15 protein-coding genes are annotated in these 17,902 nt (G+C 70.5%); 7 read left to right on the plus strand and 8 right to left on the minus strand.

What is annotated here, in order from left to right; translation table 11 throughout:
- Positions 1–62: 62 nt before the first annotated feature.
- The 7 genes from OG905_RS26380 to OG905_RS26410 form a co-directional block, all read right to left on the minus strand.
- Positions 63–1,049, minus strand: a complete 987-nt coding sequence (locus tag OG905_RS26380; RefSeq protein ID WP_328677797.1) for an N-acetylglucosamine kinase — start codon at positions 1,047–1,049, stop codon at positions 63–65.
- The gene (locus OG905_RS26385; protein ID WP_328677798.1) at positions 1,040–2,347 is read right to left on the minus strand and encodes a 6-phospho-beta-glucosidase; all 1,308 of its coding nucleotides are present in this window, start codon (positions 2,345–2,347) and stop codon (positions 1,040–1,042) included. Before OG905_RS26385 ends, OG905_RS26380 begins: the two co-directional genes overlap by 10 nt.
- Before the next feature lie 6 nt (positions 2,348–2,353).
- Entirely contained in the window at positions 2,354–3,247 is an 894-nt protein-coding gene (locus tag OG905_RS26390; protein ID WP_328677799.1) for a carbohydrate ABC transporter permease, read from the minus strand.
- Positions 3,248–3,252: 5 nt separating this feature from the next.
- Positions 3,253–4,194: a carbohydrate ABC transporter permease gene (locus tag OG905_RS26395; RefSeq protein ID WP_328677800.1), complete on the minus strand. Its 942-nt coding sequence runs from the start codon at positions 4,192–4,194 to the stop codon at positions 3,253–3,255.
- A 15-nt stretch (positions 4,195–4,209) separates the two neighbouring features.
- On the minus strand, positions 4,210–5,547 hold the full coding sequence (locus OG905_RS26400) for an ABC transporter substrate-binding protein (protein WP_328677801.1): 1,338 nt from the start codon (positions 5,545–5,547) through the stop codon (positions 4,210–4,212).
- A gap of 61 nt (positions 5,548–5,608) precedes the next feature.
- Positions 5,609–6,769, minus strand: a complete 1,161-nt coding sequence (locus OG905_RS26405) for an ROK family transcriptional regulator (RefSeq protein WP_328682617.1) — start codon at positions 6,767–6,769, stop codon at positions 5,609–5,611.
- 304 nt (positions 6,770–7,073) lie between these two features.
- Positions 7,074–8,138, minus strand: coding sequence for a mechanosensitive ion channel family protein (locus tag OG905_RS26410; RefSeq protein WP_328677802.1), 1,065 nt, complete (start codon positions 8,136–8,138; stop codon positions 7,074–7,076).
- 248 nt (positions 8,139–8,386) lie between these two features.
- Between OG905_RS26410 and OG905_RS26415 the strand changes: the two genes are divergently transcribed.
- Entirely contained in the window at positions 8,387–8,923 is a 537-nt protein-coding gene (locus OG905_RS26415) for an HNH endonuclease (RefSeq protein ID WP_142217192.1), read from the plus strand.
- A 112-nt stretch (positions 8,924–9,035) separates the two neighbouring features.
- Here OG905_RS26415 and OG905_RS26420 read toward each other — a convergent pair whose 3' ends face one another.
- Complete coding sequence (locus OG905_RS26420) at positions 9,036–12,014, minus strand: beta-N-acetylglucosaminidase domain-containing protein (protein WP_328677803.1); 2,979 nt, start codon at positions 12,012–12,014, stop codon at positions 9,036–9,038.
- A gap of 289 nt (positions 12,015–12,303) precedes the next feature.
- Between OG905_RS26420 and OG905_RS26425 the strand changes: the two genes are divergently transcribed.
- The 6 genes from OG905_RS26425 (at position 12,304) to OG905_RS26450 (ending at position 17,705) form a co-directional block, all read left to right on the plus strand.
- Positions 12,304–12,498, plus strand: coding sequence for a hypothetical protein (locus OG905_RS26425; protein ID WP_266476309.1), 195 nt, complete (start codon positions 12,304–12,306; stop codon positions 12,496–12,498).
- Positions 12,499–14,637 carry a 4-alpha-glucanotransferase gene (gene malQ / locus OG905_RS26430; protein WP_443043997.1) on the plus strand — a complete coding sequence of 713 codons (2,139 nt, stop codon included), beginning with the start codon at positions 12,499–12,501 and terminating at the stop codon, positions 14,635–14,637.
- A gap of 23 nt (positions 14,638–14,660) precedes the next feature.
- Positions 14,661–14,891, plus strand: a complete 231-nt coding sequence (locus OG905_RS26435) for a hypothetical protein (protein WP_328677804.1) — start codon at positions 14,661–14,663, stop codon at positions 14,889–14,891.
- 240 nt (positions 14,892–15,131) lie between these two features.
- Entirely contained in the window at positions 15,132–16,085 is a 954-nt protein-coding gene (locus OG905_RS26440; protein ID WP_328677805.1) for a DMT family transporter, read from the plus strand.
- 97 nt (positions 16,086–16,182) lie between these two features.
- Positions 16,183–16,761 carry a dihydrofolate reductase family protein gene (locus tag OG905_RS26445; protein ID WP_328677806.1) on the plus strand — a complete coding sequence of 193 codons (579 nt, stop codon included), beginning with the start codon at positions 16,183–16,185 and terminating at the stop codon, positions 16,759–16,761.
- 35 nt (positions 16,762–16,796) lie between these two features.
- Positions 16,797–17,705: a LysR family transcriptional regulator gene (locus tag OG905_RS26450; protein WP_328677807.1), complete on the plus strand. Its 909-nt coding sequence runs from the start codon at positions 16,797–16,799 to the stop codon at positions 17,703–17,705.
- The last annotated feature ends 197 nt before the right edge of the window (positions 17,706–17,902 follow it).

Consider the following 17,902-nt stretch of genomic DNA (forward strand, 5'->3'; position numbering starts at 1 on the left):
GTCCGGCGAGTGAGGACAGCGTTGCCCAATTGACCCTGCGCTACGCGTAAATTGACCCTGGACTACGCGTAATACGCGCGCAGCCGGGCGTGGGCCTTTGGCGGCGCCCCCACATGGTCGAGCCCGAGCAGGGCCGCGCCGAGCACCGGCGGGGCCGTCACCACCTCGATGACCGCCTTCGGAGCCCTGGCCACCAGCAAGGTGCCGATCTGCTCGTCCAGTTCCGGATGCCGGGCCGCCAGCACACTGCCGCCGAGCAGCACCGGCACCTCCTCGTCCAGGAGATCGAGCCGGGCCAGCGCCACCGTGGACAGCGCGACGACCTCCTGTGCCAGCCGGTGCACCAGCGAGCGGGCCACCGGGTCGCCCTCCGCGCTGGTCGTGAAGAGGACCGGAGTCAGCTCGTGCTTGCGCCCCGAGGGGATGTGCCCGAGGTGCAGCGCCTCTATCAGGGCGTACATCGAGTCGAGTCCGAAGTGCGCTGGCAGCGTACGGGCCAGGGCCGTCGGCTCGCCGCGCCCGTCCTCCGCCCGCGCCGCGAACCACAGCGCCTCCTCCGCGAGGCCCGCGCCTCCGCCCCAGTCCCCGGAGATCTTGCCGATCGCCGGGAAGCGTGCGGTGCGGCCGTCCGGCAGCATGCCGACGCAGTTGATCCCCGCGCCGCACACCACCGCGACACCGCGCGGCTCGTCGACACCGGAGCGCAGGATCGCGAAGGTGTCGTTGCGGACTTCGGTCGTACGCCCCCAGCCGCGCCGCTGCACGGCCTCGGCCAACTCCCGTTCCTCCACCGGAAGATCGGCGTTGGCCAGGCATGCCGAAACATGCGCGACGCCCGTCACGCCCGCCTCGGCCAGTGCCCGGCCGACCGGTTCGGCGAGGGCGTCGATCGCCGCCTCCACGCCCACCCGTGGCGGCTGGAAGCCACCACCGCGCGCGGCAGCGAGCACGGCGCCATCCCCACCGATCACAGCCACATCGGTCTTGCTGTTGCCCGCGTCGATGGCGAGCACGCTCGTCTCCGCGGGCCGACGTGCGTTCAGGCCCACGCGAGGTGCTCCTGGTTGTGCGCGATCAGCTTGTCGGTGAGCGCATCGGCGTACTCGTACTGGCCGATCAGGGGATGGGACAGCAGCGCCTTGAAGACACGGTCGCGGCCGCCGCGCAGGGCAGCCTCCAGCGCCAGGTCCTCGTACGCCGTGACATGGGTGATCAGCCCGGCGTACAGCGGGTCGAGCTCGGGCACGGGCAGCGGGGTCGCGCCCCGCGCGCCGACGGCGGCCTGCACCTCGATCACCGCGTCGTCGGGGAGGAAGGACAGGGTGCCGTTGTTGACGGTGTTCACCACCTGGTACGGGCTGCCGCCCCTGCCGATGAGGGAGGCCGCGAGATCCACGGCCGCCTCCGAGTAGAAGGCGCCGCCACGCTTGGCCAGCAGCTCCGGCTTGGTGTCGAGCGCCGGGTCGCCGTACATCTTCAGCAGCTGCTTCTCCATCTCCGCGACCTCGGCGGCCCGCGAAGGCTTGGTCTTCAGCTCCCGTACGACCTCGTCGTGCGCGTAGAAGTAGCGCAGGTAGTACGAGGGGACGACGCCGAGCCGATCGAGCACCGCACGCGGCAGACGCAGATCGTCGGCGATCGCGTCACTGTGCTCGGCCAGCAGCTTCGGCAGTACGTCCGCGCCCTCCGGGCCGCCGAGCCGCACCCCCGTCTCCCACGTCAGGTGGTTGAGGCCCACATGGTTCAAGTGGAGGTCGGCGGCGGCTACTTCGAGGAGGGCCGCGAACTTGCGCTGGAAGCCGATGGCGACATTGCACAGGCCCACGGCCTTGTGGCCGGCCTGCAGCAGCGCCCTGGTCACGATGCCCACCGGGTTGGTGAAGTCGATGATCCAGGCGTTCGGGTTGGTACGCCGCACCCGCTCGGCGATGTCGAGGACGACCGGGACCGTGCGCAGCGCCTTGGCGAGGCCGCCCGCGCCCGTCGTCTCCTGACCGACGCAGCCGCACTCCAGCGGCCAGGTCTCGTCCTGGTTGCGGGCCGCCTGACCGCCGACGCGCAGCTGCAGCAGCACCGCGTCGGCGTCCTCGACGCCCGCGTCGACGTCGGAGGTGGTGACGATCCTCCCGTCGTGGCCCTGCCTGGCGAAGATCCGCCGCGCCAGACCACCGACGAGCTCCAGCCGGTCGGCCGCCGGGTCGATGAGGACCAGTTCACTGATCGGGAGGGTGTCCCTCAGCCGGGCGAAGCCGTCGATCAACTCAGGGGTGTAGGTGGATCCGCCACCCACGACTGCAATCTTTGTCTGCCGGGGGTTCGGGGGTTGCCCCCCGATTGAATGCAGCATGTGTCTCTAGCCCTTCACTCCGGTCAGTGTGACGCCCTCGACGAATGCCTTCTGGGCAAAGAAGAAGACGAGGATCACGGGAGCCATGACCAGGACGGTCGCGGCCATGGTCAGATTCCAGTCGGTGTGGTGCGCGCCCTTGAACGACTCCAGGCCGTAACTCAGCGTCCAGGCCGCCGGGTTCTCCGAGGCGTAGATCTGCGGGCCGAAGTAGTCGTTCCAGGCGTAGAAGAACTGGAAGAGCGCTACGGCGGCGATGCCCGGCTTGGCCATCGGCAGCACCACCTTGAGCAGGGTGCGCAGTTCGCTGCAGCCGTCGACCTTCGCCGCGTCCAGGTACTCATTGGGGATGGTGAGCAGGAACTGGCGCAGCAGGAAGATCGAGAACGCGTCGCCGAACGCCATCGGGATGATCAGCGGCCACAGCGTGCCCGCCAGGTCGAGCTGCTTCGCCCAGAACAGGTACATCGGGATGATGACGACCTGGGGCGGCAGCATCATCATCGAGATGACGAGCATCAGCGCGAGCCGCTGGCCGCGGAAGCGGAACTTGGCCAGCGCGTACGCGACCGGGATCGAGGACACCACCGTGAGAACTGTGCCGAGCCCCGCATACAGCAGCGTGTTGCGCCACCACGTCAGAAAGCCCGGAGTGTCCAGCACGCGGCTGTAGTTGTCCCACTCCCAGGTCTTGGGAATGAGGTCACGGGTGAGTGCCTGCTGGTCGCTCATCAGCGAGGTGAGGACGACGAAGACGAACGGCAGCACGAAGAAGAGCGCTGCCGCGACACCCAAGGAGTGCACCGCGATCCAGTGCAGCAGCGTCTTGCGGCGTGCGGTCCGTTCGGCGTCGCCGACGATGGTTGCCGCCCGGACGGGCTTGTCGAGGATCTGGGTCATGATGGTCAGTCACCCACCTGGACGAGGCCGCCGCGCCTGCGCATCAGGAACGCGGTGAAGACCATGGAGAGCACGAACAGGACGAGCGCGATCACGGCCGCGGCACCGTAGTCGAAGCGCTGGAAGCCGACGTTGTAGACGAGCTGCGGCAACGTCAGGGTCGACTTCTCGGGGTAACCGGGCTCGAACTGCTGCCCGCTGCCGCCGATGATTCCGGAGGCGACCTTTCCCGCCACCAGCGGCTGTGTGTAGTACTGCATCGTCTGGATCACACCCGTGACCACGGCGAACATCACGATCGGCGAGATGTTCGGCAGGGTGACGAAGCGGAAGCGCTGCCAGGCCGATGCGCCGTCCAGCTCCGCCGCCTCGTACTGCTCCTTCGGCACGTCGAGCAGCGCGGCCATGAAGATCACCATCAGATCGCCGATGCCCCACAGCGCGAGCGCGGTGAGCGCGGGCTTGGACCAGCTGGGGTCGGTGAACCAGCCCGGGGTCGGCAGCCCGATCGAGTCGAGGATCGAATTGACCGGTCCCGTACCCGGGTTGAGCAGGAAGACGAAGGCGAGCGTCGCCGCGACCGGCGGGGCCAGATACGGCAGATAGAACAGGGTTCTGAAGACCCCGGCGCCCGTCTTGATCTTGGTGATGAGCAGTCCGATACCGAGGCCGAACAGGACGCGGCAGGTGACCATCACGAGCACCAGCCACAGCGTGTTGCGCAGGGCGGGCCAGAACATCGGGTACTCGCTGAAGACGTACGTCCAGTTGTCCAGGCCGTTGAAGACGGGGGGCCGGAAGCCGTCGTACTTCATGAAGGAGAAGTAGACGGTCGAGATCAGCGGGTAGGCGAAGAAGACGCCGAAGCCGATCAGCCACGGTGACATGAAGGCCGCAGTGCGCAGAGCCGAGCGCCGGCGCTTCGTCCGCAGCGTGTGCGTAGTCACGGTTTTTCTTCTCTGCTACTTCTGCTTGGCGATGTCGGTGTCGATCTGCTGGGCCGTCTTTTCCAGACCGGCCTTCAGGTCGTTCGCCTTCCCGGACTCGTACTGGTAGCCGAAGTCCTGGAAGGTCACCTGGTACGCGCCGCCGTCGACGTTGGCGGGCGTGGTGTTGGACCTCGGGTGCTGCGCGATGTCGATGAAGGTCTTGAAGCCCGGGTCGATCTTCAGGTTCGGCGACGTGAGCGCCTCGATCGTCGAGGGCACGTTGTGGATGCCGTTGGCGAAGGCCACCACCGCCTCGGTGTCCGTCGTCATGTACTTCACCAGCTCCCACGCGGCGTTCTGCTTCTTGCTGGTGGAGGCGATGCCCATGATCGTGCCGGAGAGATAGCCCTTGCCGTAGTCGGCGACCTGGTCGTCCGCGACGGGCAGCGGCGCCGTGCCGATCTCGAACTTCACCTTCGCGTCCTTGGCCATGCCCAGACGCCACTCGCCGTCCAGCTGCATGGCGACCTGACCGGTCTGGAAGGGGTGCTTGGCGCCCCACTCGTCACCGAAGGTGTTGCGGTACTTCTCCAGCTTGGTGAAGCCGCCCAGCTTGTCGACCAGGCCCTTCTGGAAGGTCAGCATCTTCGAGAACGCCGGGTCCTTGGCGATGTTGGACTTGCCGTCCGCGTCGAAGTAGGTGGGGCCCCACTGCGAGGCGTAGTGCATGGGGGTCGTCTCGTAGCCGTGGTAGTTCGGCATGAAGCCGAGCTGCTCGTAGCTGTCGCCCTTTGCCTTGGTCAGCTTCTCGGCGACCTTCTCGAACTCGCTCCAGGTCTTCGGCGGGGCGGTGATCCCGGCGGCCTTGAAGGCGTCCTTGTTGTAGTAGAGGCCGTACGCGTCGTTGAGCAGCGGCAGCGAGCACTGGTTGCCCGCGAACTGCGTGTAGTCGAGCAGCGGCTTGTGGAAGACCTTCGTCGGGTCGATCTTCGACTTCGCCAGGAAGGGCTTGAGGTCGACGAATGCGCCGGAGGTGCAGAACTTGCCCACGCTGTCGGTGGTGAAGGAGGAGACCACATCCGGGGCATTCGAACCGCCCGCCCGTAGCGCCTGGTTGATCTTGTCGTCGGTCATATTGCCGACGATCTTGACCTTGATGTTGCTGTGCGCCTTCTCGAAGCGGGAGACGTTCTCCTGGATGGCCTTGACCTCGCTCGGGGCGCTCCAGCCGTGCCAGAAGGTGATGGTCGTCTTGGCGTTCGGATCGTCGTTGGCCGCGCTGTCGCTCGAGCCCGTACAAGCCGAGGCGAACAGGGATATCGCGGCGGTCGCGGCGAGCGCGGCGGCCGTCTTCCGGGTGCGTGTGGACATGGCGGAGTCTCCCTGTGACGGGTCGGGGGGCTGGCAGGTCTTTCGGCTGTTTCGGGCGGGATCAGCGGGAGGTGTCGAAGACTTCGTCGCGCGTGGTGGCCAGGGCGCTCTCCAACGCGCCGCGCAGGACGGGGTGTTCTTGTACGGAACCGAGTACGAGACGGGGCCGGGGGGCGGCCAGTTCGGTGAGCTCCGCCTGTACGCGTTCGCGCAGCGGCTCCCCGCCGGCGGCGATCACATCGCCGGACAGGACGACGAGTTCGGGGTCGAGCACGGCGACCATGGAGGCCAGACCGGTGGCGAGACCGGTCGCGTAGGCGTCGAGCAGCTTGCGGTACGGCCCCGAGTCGGCCTCCACGGCCCGGGCGACGAGAGAGGCGGCGACCTCGGCGTGCGGTCCGTGACCGACGCCCTCGACCCCGAACTCGCGCGCCAGCCGGGGCAGTGCCTGGGCGCCGGCCAGCTCCTGGAAGCCGCCGCTGTTGGCCTTGGTCACCTGTCGCACCAAGGGGGTGCCGGGCACGGGCAGGAAGCCGACCTCCCCGGCGCCGCCGGTGAAGCCCCGATGGAGGCGCCCGCCGATGACGACGGCGGCGCCGAGGCCCTCCTGGTTCCACAGCAGCACGAAGTTCTCGTGCCCGTGCGCGGCGCCCAGGCGCTGCTCGGCGACCGCGACCAGGTTGACGTCGTTCTCGTACTCGACGGGCATGGGCAGCACGGCGGCCAGTTCGTCGAGGAGGGTGGGGGAGTGCCAGCCGGGCAGATGGGATGCGTACCGCAGCCGCCCGGTGGACGGATCGAAGGCACCGGGCGTACCGATGACGAGCCGGTGCACATCGGACCGGGTCACGCCGGCGGCCTTCACGGCCCCGTCGAGCGCCTCGGTGACCTGCCGCACGACACTCTCGGCGCGCCGCCCGGGGGTCGGCAGCTCGAACTCCCCGACGGTTGCACCGGTGACATCGGCGACGGCGGCGTGAATGCGCTGCGGCGTCACATCGAGCCCGGCGGCGAAGGCGGCGCGCCCGTTGACGGCGTACAACTGCGCATTGGGCCCGGGCCGCCCCTCGGTGGTCCCGGTGGCGACGACGAGCCCGGCGGATTCCAGGCGCGCGAGCAGCTGCGAGGCGGTGGGCTTGGAGAGGCCGGTCAGCTTCCCTATCTTGGTGCGTGACAGCGGCCCGTGCTCCAGCAGCAGATCGAGCGCGGCCCGGTCGTTCATGGCGCGCAGTACGCGCGGTGTACCGGGAGTGGTCCCGGGTGTACCCCCGGGTGTGGTTCCGGCCACGACGGATGCACCTGCCCTTCGGCTGCGGATGTCCCCAGCTGGACTGTTAGGAAAGTTTCCTATTCAGTTGGGAGGAAGGTAAGCCGCATGTCAGGCGAGAGTCAATGGTCGGCGCGGCCTAGGCAACCAAAGCGTTACGTGGGCGGGCCGCGGGGCCAGGTACAGGAACCGGGTTCACCGATAGGGACACGGGAACGGGCCCCTGCCATTCGGCAGGGGCCCGTTCCCGTACGCCGTATTACTTCGACATGTTCGCCTGAGGCCCGATCGGTGTCGCCGCCATCGACTGCGGGGACGTCGTCGACGCGTACGCCGAAGGTGCCGCCATTCCCGCCGTCGGGTCCGTCGTCGTCGCCTCCTCAGCCACCGGCGGGAGGCCGCCCACGATGCGGATGCCCGCCGTGTCGAAGGCCTGCTTGATGCGCCAGCGCAGTTCGCGTTCCACGCCGAGCGCCTTGCCCGGCATCGTCTTCGCCGAGACCCGGACCGTCATCGAGTCCAGCAGGACCTCGTTCAGGCCCAGCACCTCGACCGGGCCCCACAGGCGCTCGTTCCACGGCTCGGCCTTCGCCAGTTCCTCCGCGACCTGGCTGATCACCGAGCGGATGTGGTTCAGGTCCTCGGTCGGGCGGACCATGACGTCGACCGAGGCCGTCGCCCAGCCCTGGCTGAGGTTGCCGATGCGCTTGATCTCGCCGTTGCGGACGTACCAGATCTCACCGTTGTCGCCGCGCAGCTTGGTGACGCGCAGTCCCACCTCGATCACCTCGCCCGAGGCGACGCCCGCGTCGATGCTGTCCCCGACTCCGTACTGGTCCTCCATGATCATGAAGACGCCCGAGAGGAAGTCGGTGACCAGGTTGCGCGCGCCGAAGCCGATCGCGACGCCCGCGACACCCGCCGATGCCAGCAGCGGTGCCAGGTCGATCTTGAAAGCGCCCAGGATCATCAGGCCCGCAGTGCCGAGAATCACAAAAGAGGAGACCGAGCGGAGTACGGATCCGATGGCCTCGGAGCGCTGGCGGCGGCGTTCGGCGTTGACCAGCAGGCCGCCGAGGGCCGAGCCCTCCACCGCCTGGGCGGAGCGGTTCATCCGCTCGATCAGCTTGGTCAGGGCGCGGCGCAGCAGCATCCGCAGCACCAGTGCGACCAGCAGGATCAGGGCGATACGCAGGCCGGTGTTCAGCCACGTGGACCAGTTCTGTTCCACGTAGCCCGCGGCGTCTCCTGCCTGCTTGGCGGCCTCGTCGAGCGAGCCCGGCTCGGTGGAGGGGCCGGCGGCCAGTAGGACGGAAAGGGACACGAGGGGAACCTCCAGGCATTGCGGTGGCAGACCAACCACCCTAACGGGGCATCCGGTGTGCTCCGTTGCGGTGTTCGAGGGAGAGACGAGGCTCACCCGGGGATGAACTGGTCGAAGGCATGTGGTTCAAAACACCTCGAGCCCGTTACCTGTACGTGGTGGCGCTCGGACCTGGCATGAGGAGACACTGAAGAGCAGATCGTCCCGGCGCGAGCCACGCGCCGCCGGCGTACAAGGAGGCATCCACCGTGCCGCACGTTCTGGTCCTCAACGCGTCGTACGAGCCGCTCGGCGTCGTACCGCTTCGCCGCGCGCTCATCCTCGTCCTGGAGAACAAGGCTCTCTGCCTCGAGGAATCCGGCGCCTTCATGCACAGCGCGACCCGTGTCATCGCCGCACCCAGCGTCGTACGGCTGAAGCGGTTCGTGCGGGTCCCTTATCGGGGGCCCGTTCCTCTCACCCGCAAAGCACTCTTCGCCCGCGACGGCGGGCGCTGTATGTACTGCGGTGGCGTCGCAACCAGCGTCGACCATGTCATTCCGCGCAGCCGTGGCGGACAGCACGCCTGGGACAACGTGGTGGCGGCATGCCGCCGCTGCAACCACGTCAAGGCCGACCGGCATCTGCGCGAGCTGGGGTGGCGGCTGCACCAGCACCCCGCCCCGCCGAGCGGGCTCGCGTGGCGCATCATCGGGACCGGGCATAGGGACCCGCGCTGGCTGCCATACCTGCAGCCGTACGGCGCGGACGACGCGATGGCCCGGATCGACGGCATCTCTGCCTGAGAGCGGGTCCTTTTTGTTGGCGCACGGGCGCTGGACCTTCGGGTCCCGCGCCCAGAGCCCGCGCCCAGAGCCCGCGCTCGCCCAGAGCCCACGGCGTCGAGCCCCGTCGGCCTCACTCCGCTACTGCGTACGCCTCCACCGACCACAGTGAGTAGCCGTACTGCGTGGCCCGCGCATCGCCCTGGACCCGGACGAAGCGGGTGTCGCGGCTGTCCATACGGACCATCTCGCGCCCGCCCCTGCCTTCGCCCACCGTCGAAGCCGTGCGCCAGGTGCGGCCGTCCGCCGAGACCTGGATGCGGTACCTCTTCGCGTACGCGTCCTGCCAGTGCAGGACGACCTGGCCGAGCCGCGCCGGGCGGGCCAGTTCCAGCTGCCACCAGGCGCCGTCCTCGGGGGGTGAGGACCAGCGGGTCTTCGGGTCGCCGTCGATCGCCGAGGCCGCCGGGAAGTCGGCCGTCTCGTCGCCGGACGAGGAGGCGACGGAGCCCGCGGCGCGCGCGAGGTCGGGGCCCGCGGTGCGCGGGTAGGCGCGCACCGTCAGGGTGCGTTCCTCGCCCCCGAAGGACAGCGGCACCTGGTAGTCCCCGGCCGGTGTGCCCGCCGGGACGGTGACCTCGACCGGCACGGTCGTCCCCGGCCCGCGGGGCACCGTCGTCTCCTTCGGAACCGTCACCTTGATGCCCGCCGGGGCCTTCGCGGTGAGCGCGCCGCGCACCTCGGCCGGGCGGCGCACGGTCAGCCGGACCCCGGCCTGCTGCGGGCCGCCGCCGATCTCGGCGTCCGCCTCGCCGCGTACGAGATCGAGTCCCGCGAGGGGCTCGTCCGCGAACCAGGGCACCACGGACCGTACGGCGACAGGCTGCTCACCGGCCGACGTGATCCGCACCCCGTCCACCCGCAGGCCCTTGGCGTCCGCCTGGGTCCAGCCGCTCGCCGAGAGCGGGCCGAGCGGGTGCCAGCCCTCGCCCGGAACGTGCGCTTCCAGGCTGCCGGACCCCGCGCCGGCGCCCGGCCTGCCGGAGCCCGCGCCCGCGGAAGGCTCGGTCATCGCGGTCACGGCCGCGACGGACCTGGGCCGGTCCAGCCACACCGTGTCCTCGCCGGCCGTCTCCTTGAAACGGTCCGCGCCCGTCCAGGCCGCCGACTCCTTCGCGGCCCGGTCCAGGAAGGGGCCCAGGACACCCTTGCCGACCGTCGCCCGGCTCGCCCTCAGTGGCGTACGCAGCGGCTCAAGGTCCAGCGAGGCCCGCCAGGCCGCCGCGCCGTCGCCGCGTGCCTGCGCCTGGAGCATGTCGACGGAGATTTCGCCCGCGCGGCCGTAGCGCGCCAGCTGATCGAGCCACGGCCGTACTTCGTCGTCGAGTCGCCCGTCGGCCGGCTGCTTCAGCCGCTGCGGGGCCTCGCGCATCACGGTGAACGCGGCGCGCAGCGCGGCCGCCGCCCGGTCCCGGGCTGCCGCGTCCGTCGTCGTGCGGGAGCGCCAGAACTCCTTCAGCAGCGGTTGCAGATAGCCGGACTCGGCGGGGCTGAGGATCGAGGAGGAGTGGTTGCCGGCGAGCGCGGCCAGCGCCTCGCGGGTCCTGGTGTCGCCGCCCGCGAGATCGTTGATGGCGGCCTTCCAGGATTCCTGGGGGCGGTAGCCCTTCGGGTTCCAGGCGTAGTCGGCGGCGGTGAAGAGCGGGATGCGGGAGGCGGACGCCTGCTCCATCGCGTTCGCGAGCAGCGCGGCGGAGCCGGTCGCGACGGCGGGCTCGCGGCCCGTGTAGGGGCCGAGGAATATCCGGTCCTGCGCGTAGTCGTTGACCGGGTAGTTGTCCATGGTGACGAGCGGGTGCCTGAACACGTCGCGGGCACCGGCCAGTTCACTTCCGGTGATATTGCGCGGCACGACGCCGACGCCCGTCCACGCCACCTGGACCCGGCCGTCCAGCTCGCCGGCGAGGGCCCGCCGGTAGTCGGTGGCTCCGTCCTGGTAGAACTCCGTCGGCATCAGGGACAGTGGCTGCGCGCCCGGATACCGGTCCGCGAGATGAGCCGCGACCGCGCCCGCGACCCGCGCATGGGCCCTCGCCGCCGCCTCCGGTCCCGAGCCGAAGGTGTCCGCGTCCCTGCCGCAGTGCCACTCGCTGTAGCTGACGTCCTGGAACTGCAGCTGGAAGGCGCGCACACCCAGCGCCCACATCGCGTCGATCTTGCGGGTCAGTGCCTTGACGTCGCGGTCGTCGGCCAGACACATCTCCTGCGCGGGCGCGACGGCCCAGGCGAGCGTGACGTGGTTCTGCCGGGCACGCTCGGCCAGTTCACGGAACTGCGCGCGCTGGGCTGCGGGATACGGATCGCGCCAGCGAGCCTGTCTGAAGGGATCGTCGCCGGGCGCGTACAGATAGCGGTTCTGCTTGGTGCGCCCCATGAAGTCCAGCTGTGCCAGCCGCTGTTGATGGCTCCACGGCTGACCGTAGAAACCCTCCGTCATGCCGCGTACGGCCGTGCCCGGCCAGTCGCGTACGAGCACTCCGGCGACGCTCGCACCGCCGGCGCCCGCCCCGCCCGCGCCGGCCTTCCGCACGATCAGCTGGCGCAGCGTCTGCACGCCGTGGAAGAGACCGTCGTCGCCGACGCCGTCGAGCGCGATCGTGTCGCGGCCCTGTATCCGGCCGACGGCGATCCGGTAGCCGCCGGAGGGGAGATCGGCGCGTTCGCGTGCCCGCAGGGCGCGCAGCGCGTCCTGCGCGCCGCTCCCGCCGACGCGCACGACGGGTCCGCGGCCGGGCAGTTCGCTGTGCACGGTCCTGACGCCGGACTCGTGCAGCAGCTCCTTGAGCCGCTGAACGGCGTACGGATCGGCGGCACGGTCCGCGAGGACGGTCGCCTCGCTGCCGAGCGGTATGGACGGGCCCGCCGCGCGCATCGTCTGCGGACGGGGCCAGACCGCGGGCAGCGCCGCCTCGCCCTCGGGGTCCGTGGCGGTGCCGACGGGGGAGCCGGGGTTGTCGGGGGCCGCGACCGCGCTGTGCGCGCCGCCGAGCAGGCTGCCGATGACAGCGACCGCGACGGCTGTCGCGGTGCGCCTCCTGCGCGCGAGCCGCACGCCCGTCTCCCCTCGTGTCCCCTGTCGTTCCGGCCGTCGTTCCCGTTGTCGCTCCGCTTGCTGTTCCGGTTACGTTCCGGTTGGTTTCGAGCCCACCACCCCCACACTGAGGGTGTCAATGCAGGTGGCCGTTGTGCACCTTTTGCCTGAGGCGATGGGCGTTTTGATCCAACTGCCGCGCCGGGAACGGAATGTGACGCGGAACACGTTGACTGATCGTGTACGTCTGCCGTCGCGCCCACTGGGTAGGGCTGCTGTGTCCCGCTACCGTCCGTCTGGAGTGACCCTCATGGCCGCATCCGCACACCTTCTGCTCTCTGCCCTGTCCAAACAGGTCCCGGGCCCCGGCCCGCTGACCAGCGAACCCCCGCTCGCCGACGCCGCACCGCTGACCAGTGAGCCGCCGCTCGCCGAGGCCGCCCCCCTCACCAGCGAGCCGACAGCCCCTGGCACGGCCGGCGGCACGGAGTCCCCAGGAGTCTGAATGGGCCTTGCCCGGCTCGCCGCGCTGCACGGAGTCGCCACCGCCTACGCGCCCTCCGAGGGCCGATGCGTCCCCGTCCCCGACACCACGGTCGTCGCGGTCCTCGCCGCCCTCGGCGTCGACGCCTCGACCCCCTCGGCGGTACGGGACGCCCTGGCCCACGCCGAATCCGCCGCCGCGGAGCGGCTGCTGCCGCCGACGCTGGTGCTGTGGCCCGAGGGCGATGTCCCGGCTCCCCTGACCGGGCTCCCCGCGGGCACGGCCCTGCGGGTCGAGACGGAGGAGGGTGCCGAGCTCGCCCCACAGCCGGTGGCGGAGCCCGGGCAGACCTGGAGGGAACTCCCCTACGGCGTCCACCAGTTGTACGCCCGGGCCCCCGACGGGCGCAGTGCCCGCTCCACCCTGGTCGTCGCGCCGGGCCGGGCACCGCAGCCAGAAGGCCGCTCGTACGGCTTTCTCGTACAGCTCTACTCCCTGCTCTCCGCCCGCTCCTGGGGCATGGGCGACCTCGGGGACCTGGCCGAGCTCGCGACCTGGTCCGGACGGTCGCTCGGAGCCGGTTTCGTCCAGGTCAATCCGCTGCACGCGGCCGTCCCCGGCGCACCCACCGACCCCTCTCCCTACCGGCCCTCCTCGCGGCGCTTCCCCGACCCCGTCCATCTGCGGATCGAGGACATCCCCGAGTACGCGTACGTCGGCGCCCGGGACCGGCAGCGGCTGGACGAGCTGTGCGAGAAAGGGGCCGGGCTGCGCGAATCTGTGCTGCAGAAGGGCGCGTTGATCGACCGCGACGCCGTCTGGGCGCTCAAACGCGAGGCCCTGGAGATCGTGCACCGCGTCCCGCTCGGGCCCGGCCGCCGCGCCGACTACTGCGACTTCCTGGCCGGGCAGGGCCGGGCCCTGGAGGACCACGCCACCTGGTGCGCCCTCGCCGAGGTGCACGGCCCCGAGTGGCACGGCTGGCCCGCCGCCCTGCGGGACCCGCACTCGCCGGAGACGGTCCGGGCGCGGTACGAACTGATGGACCGGGTCGACTTCCACAGCAGGCTCGCCTGGCTGACCGACCGGCAGCTGGCCGCCGCAGGGCGGGCCGCGCGCGAGGCGGGCATGGGCGTCGGCATCGTCCATGACCTGGCTGTCGGCGTGCATCCCGGCGGCGCGGACGCCTGGGCGCAGCAGGACGCCTTCGCGGCGGGCATGTCGGTCGGCGCGCCCCCGGACGCCTTCAACGCCCGCGGCCAGGACTGGGGTCTGCCCCCGTGGCGGCCCGATGTTCTGGCCGGGTCCGGTTACGCCCCGTACCGCGGACTGCTGCGCGGCCTGCTCCGCAACGCGGGCGCACTGCGCATCGACCATGTCATGGGCCTGTTCCGCCTCTGGTGGGTCCCGGAGGGCAGCCCGCCCACCGACGGCACGTATGTCCGCTACGACGCCGAGGCGATGCTCGCGCTTCTCGTCCTGGAGGCCCATCGCGCGGGCGCAGCCGTCATCGGGGAGGACCTCGGCACGGTAGAGCCCGGCGTGCGCGAGGCCCTCACCCGCCGTGGGGTGCTGGGCACCTCGGTGCTCTGGTTCGAGCGCGACTGGGCGGGCACGGGCCGACCGCTGCCGCCCGAGCGCTGGCGCGAGGACTGCGTGGCCACGGCGACCACCCACGATCTGCCGTCCACGGCCGCCCGGCTGACCGGCGGGCATGTGGCGCTGCGCCACCGCCTCGGCCTGCTCACCCGCCCCCTGGACCAGGAGCGCACGGACGACGCGGCGGACGTCGCCGAATGGCTGGACCTGCTCGGCGGTCTCGGCCTGCTGCCCGAGGGCAGGGGCGACGAGGAGGGGCAGATCCGCGCGGCGTACCGCTTTCTGCTGTGTACGCCCGCCCGCATGGTCGGCGTCTGGATGCCCGACGCGGTGGGCGACCGCCGCCCACAGAACCTCCCGGGCACCTGGGACCAGTACCCGAACTGGCGGCTGCCGGTCGCGGACGCCGACGGGCGCCCCGTCACCCTGGAGGAGCTGGCGGCCTCGCCCCGGCTGCACGCGCTGATGGAGATCTTCGGCCCGGATTCCGGAGCTCGCCCCGAACCCCGGCCCGAACCCGCCCCCGAACCTCGTACGGCACCCCCGGACGCGCGGTCGTGACAGCCGTTCGCTACGTTGGCACCGTGGACAAGAAGAACGCTTTGCGCGCCGGCGCCGTCGCGGCCGGTACGACGCTGATGATGCTGCTCCTGACGTCGCCCGCGCTCGCCCTGACCCCCGACGACGGCGACGACCCGGGCCAGGGCCTGAGTGTGGCCGAGACGCTGGGCCTTTTCGTGGCCGCGCCGCTGGGGCTCTTTGTGCTGATCACGGGCCTGGTGATGGTGCTCGACAAGTCCAAGAAGCAGGTCTGACCGGCCTCTCGGCTTCCTGTGGTTTTCCCGGGCGCTCCGGGGTGTGAACGCACCCCCGGGGCGCCCTTGTCATGCCCCGACGCCGAGTGCGTCGCAGGTCCGGCAGCCCCGCCGATCTTTCAGTTCTCCTTCAGGTAATCGTCGAAAAGATTCGATGGACCTAAGCGTTCCCTCGCTGCGACGGTAGATCGCACAAGCGAGAGAGCCCCGGGGATGGGGGGAGAGGGGCAAGGGGTACCGATGGCAGTCCTGGACCGCGTCCGCAGCAGTGAGGCGACCACGGCGAGGCGGGTGCGGCGGGGTTCAGGGGGCAGCCCCGGCCACGGCTCCGGCCCCGGACCGCTGCTCGCCGCCGTCGCGACGGTCGTCTGGTCGGGGAGCTTCGTCGCCTCTCGTGCCCTCCACGATTCCGTCCCGCCCGTGCAGGCCGCGTTCTGGCGCTGGATCATCGCGATCATCGCCGTCGCGCCCTTCGCGCTACGGGATGCCTGGCGTCAGCGAGCGCTGATCCAGCGCCACTTGGGCTACATCACGCTCGCCTCGCTGCTCGGCGTCACCGTGTACAACACCCTCGTCAACCAGGCCGGTCTGACCACCCCGGCCGGCAACATGGGCATGATCATGGCTGCGTCGCCCGTCCTGATGGCCGTCTACGAACGCATCGGCGGACAGCGGCTCGGAGCACGACGCCTGGTGGGAATGGCCATCGCCTGCACGGGAGTTCTGCTGCTTGTCGGCAAGGGGTCCCTCGCGATGGACTTCACCGCCGGTGATCTGTGGATGTTCGCCGCCGCGCTCAGTTTCGCCTCGTACAGCGCACTGCTGCGGCGACGGCCCGCCGAGATCGGCGGACTCGCCTTCCTCTTCATGACGTTCGTGCTCGGCGCGCTGATGCTGACACCGGTGTTCGGCGTCAGTCTGGCCGTCCAGGGCGGCTTCGCGCCGAAGGCCGGGACGGTCGGGCCGCTGGTGTACGTCGGCGTCTTCTCCTCCGCGATCGCCTTCTTCGCCTGGAACAAGGCGATCGCGGTGATCGGCGCGGCGCGGGCCGGGGTCGTCTACTACCTGCAGCCGGTGTGCGTCGCGGTGCTCTCCTTCGCCCTGCTGGGCGAGTCGACCGGGTCGATGCAGATCCTGTGCATGGTGATGATCCTCGGCGGGGTGATGCTGGGGTCGGGGGTCCGGGTCAAGTGAGGCTCCAGGAAAGGGCCTTGCGTAACCACTACAGGTGGAGCACTATGAGCGTCGTGGTCGGAGCACCGGCCGCCAGAACCAGTGAATGAGGACCAGCTTGCGAAAGCTCGTGTACTACATGGCCGTGTCCATCGACGGCTTCATCGCCGCGCCCGACGGGGACGGCGACGTCTACCCCATCAGCGAGGAGTTCACGGCGTACGCCTCGGCGGAGTACCCCGAGACGCTTCCCACTCACGTCCGTCCGATGCTCGGCATCGAGAACGCGGCGAATGTGCACTTCGACACCATCGTCATGGGGCGCAACACCTATGAGCCCGCGCTCCGGATCGATGTCACCAGTCCGTTCGCGCACATGCGCCAGTACGTCGCCTCCCGCAGCCTCAAGGAATCACCCGACCCGGCGGTGGAGATCGTGTCCGGCGACGTGGTCGCCAAGATCCGCGAGCTCAAGGCGGAGGACGGCGATCTCGGGATCTACCTCTGTGGCGGGGCCGATCTCGCCGGGCAGTTGCGCGACGAGATCGACGAGCTGCATGTGAAGACCTACCCCGTGGTGCTGGGCGCGGGGGTCCCCATGTTCTCGGAGAAGTACGGCGCGATGAACCTCGAGCTGATGAGCAGCCGGGTCTTCGACAACGGGCTGATCTTCGCGACGTACGCGCGGAAGCGGTAGCCGCCGGGCGCGGGCGCGGCCGATAGCGTGCGGCCATGACCGAGTGGGACATCAAGAAGCTCCAGATCCTGCGCACGCTGAGCGAACGGGGGACCGTGACGGCCACGGCGGAGGCGCTGATGATGACCCCCTCGGCCGTGTCGCAGCAGCTCTCGAATCTCGCAAAGCAACTCGGCGTACCGCTCCTTGAGGCGCAGGGGCGGCGGGTGCGGCTCACCGACGCGGCGCATCTGGTGCTGCGGCACGCGGAGGCCGTCTTCGCCCAACTGGAGCGGGCGGACGCGGAGTTGACCGACTACCTGCGGGGCGAGGCGGGGGAGGTGCGGGTGGGGGCCTTCTCGACGGCTGTGCCCGCGCTGGTCGTGCCCGCTGTGCGGGAGCTGAGGCAGGCGCATCCCTCGCTGGAGGTACGGGTGCGCGAGGCGGAGGCGGCGGAGGCGTACGAACTGCTGCTGTCCGGGGACGTGGACGTCGCGCTGTCCCTGGCCGCGCACGCGCCGACGGCCCGTGACCCGAAGTTCAGCCGTTTCCCGCTGCTGGCGGACCCACTGGACGTGGCCCTTCCGGCCGGGCACCCGCTGGCGTCCGCCGCCGGACTGCGGCTCGCGGACCTGTCCGGCGAACCGTGGATCTTCGGAGGCAGCGGACCGTGGTCGGAGATCACACTCGCGGCCTGCGAGGCGGCGGGCTTCGTGCCGGAACAGGCGCACTCGGCGGCTGGCTGGACGGCGATCCTGGCGATGGTGGAAGCGGGGATGGGCGTCGCGCTGATTCCCCGCATGGCGGCGGAACGGGGCGATCGTGCGGGCGTCGTGATGCGCGTCCTGAGCGCGGACCAGCCGCGGCGGCATGTGGTGGCGGCGGTGCGGAGGGGGGCGGAGGAAGGGCGGGGGGTGGGGCGGGTGGTGGGGGCGCTGAGGGGGGTTGCGGCGAGGCGGGGCTAGGGCCTGTCGTTTGGATCAGGCCGGATCAGTGAGCGGCCCGCCGCGCAGCGGCTGATGTCACTGCGGTGCGTGCGATCGCAGGCCGGAGGATGGAGGTCCCCCCGCCGAAGGCAGGGGGAGAGCCGACGCGGAGCGTCGGCGACTGACGCAACGCAGCATGGGGGCACCTCCCGTGCCCGAAGGGCTACGGGGGAGTG

The sequence above is a fragment of the Streptomyces sp. NBC_00322 genome (genome assembly GCF_036147535.1).
Lineage (GTDB): Bacteria > Actinomycetota > Actinomycetes > Streptomycetales > Streptomycetaceae > Streptomyces.

What these genes read in the sequence shown, in the direction of transcription:
- OG905_RS26400 (WP_328677801.1), bottom strand. Translation starts at nt 5,547, where the DNA reads ATGTCCACACGCACCCGGAAGACGGCCGCCGCGCTCGCCGCGACCGCC.
- OG905_RS26385 (WP_328677798.1), bottom strand. Translation starts at nt 2,347, where the DNA reads ATGCTGCATTCAATCGGGGGGCAACCCCCGAACCCCCGGCAGACAAAG.
- OG905_RS26390 (WP_328677799.1), bottom strand. Translation starts at nt 3,247, where the DNA reads ATGACCCAGATCCTCGACAAGCCCGTCCGGGCGGCAACCATCGTCGGC.
- OG905_RS26405 (WP_328682617.1), bottom strand. Translation starts at nt 6,769, where the DNA reads ATGAACGACCGGGCCGCGCTCGATCTGCTGCTGGAGCACGGGCCGCTG.
- OG905_RS26440 (WP_328677805.1), top strand. Translation starts at nt 15,132, where the DNA reads ATGGCAGTCCTGGACCGCGTCCGCAGCAGTGAGGCGACCACGGCGAGG.
- malQ (WP_443043997.1), top strand. Translation starts at nt 12,499, where the DNA reads ATGGGCCTTGCCCGGCTCGCCGCGCTGCACGGAGTCGCCACCGCCTAC.
- OG905_RS26425 (WP_266476309.1), top strand. Translation starts at nt 12,304, where the DNA reads ATGGCCGCATCCGCACACCTTCTGCTCTCTGCCCTGTCCAAACAGGTC.
- OG905_RS26450 (WP_328677807.1), top strand. Translation starts at nt 16,797, where the DNA reads ATGACCGAGTGGGACATCAAGAAGCTCCAGATCCTGCGCACGCTGAGC.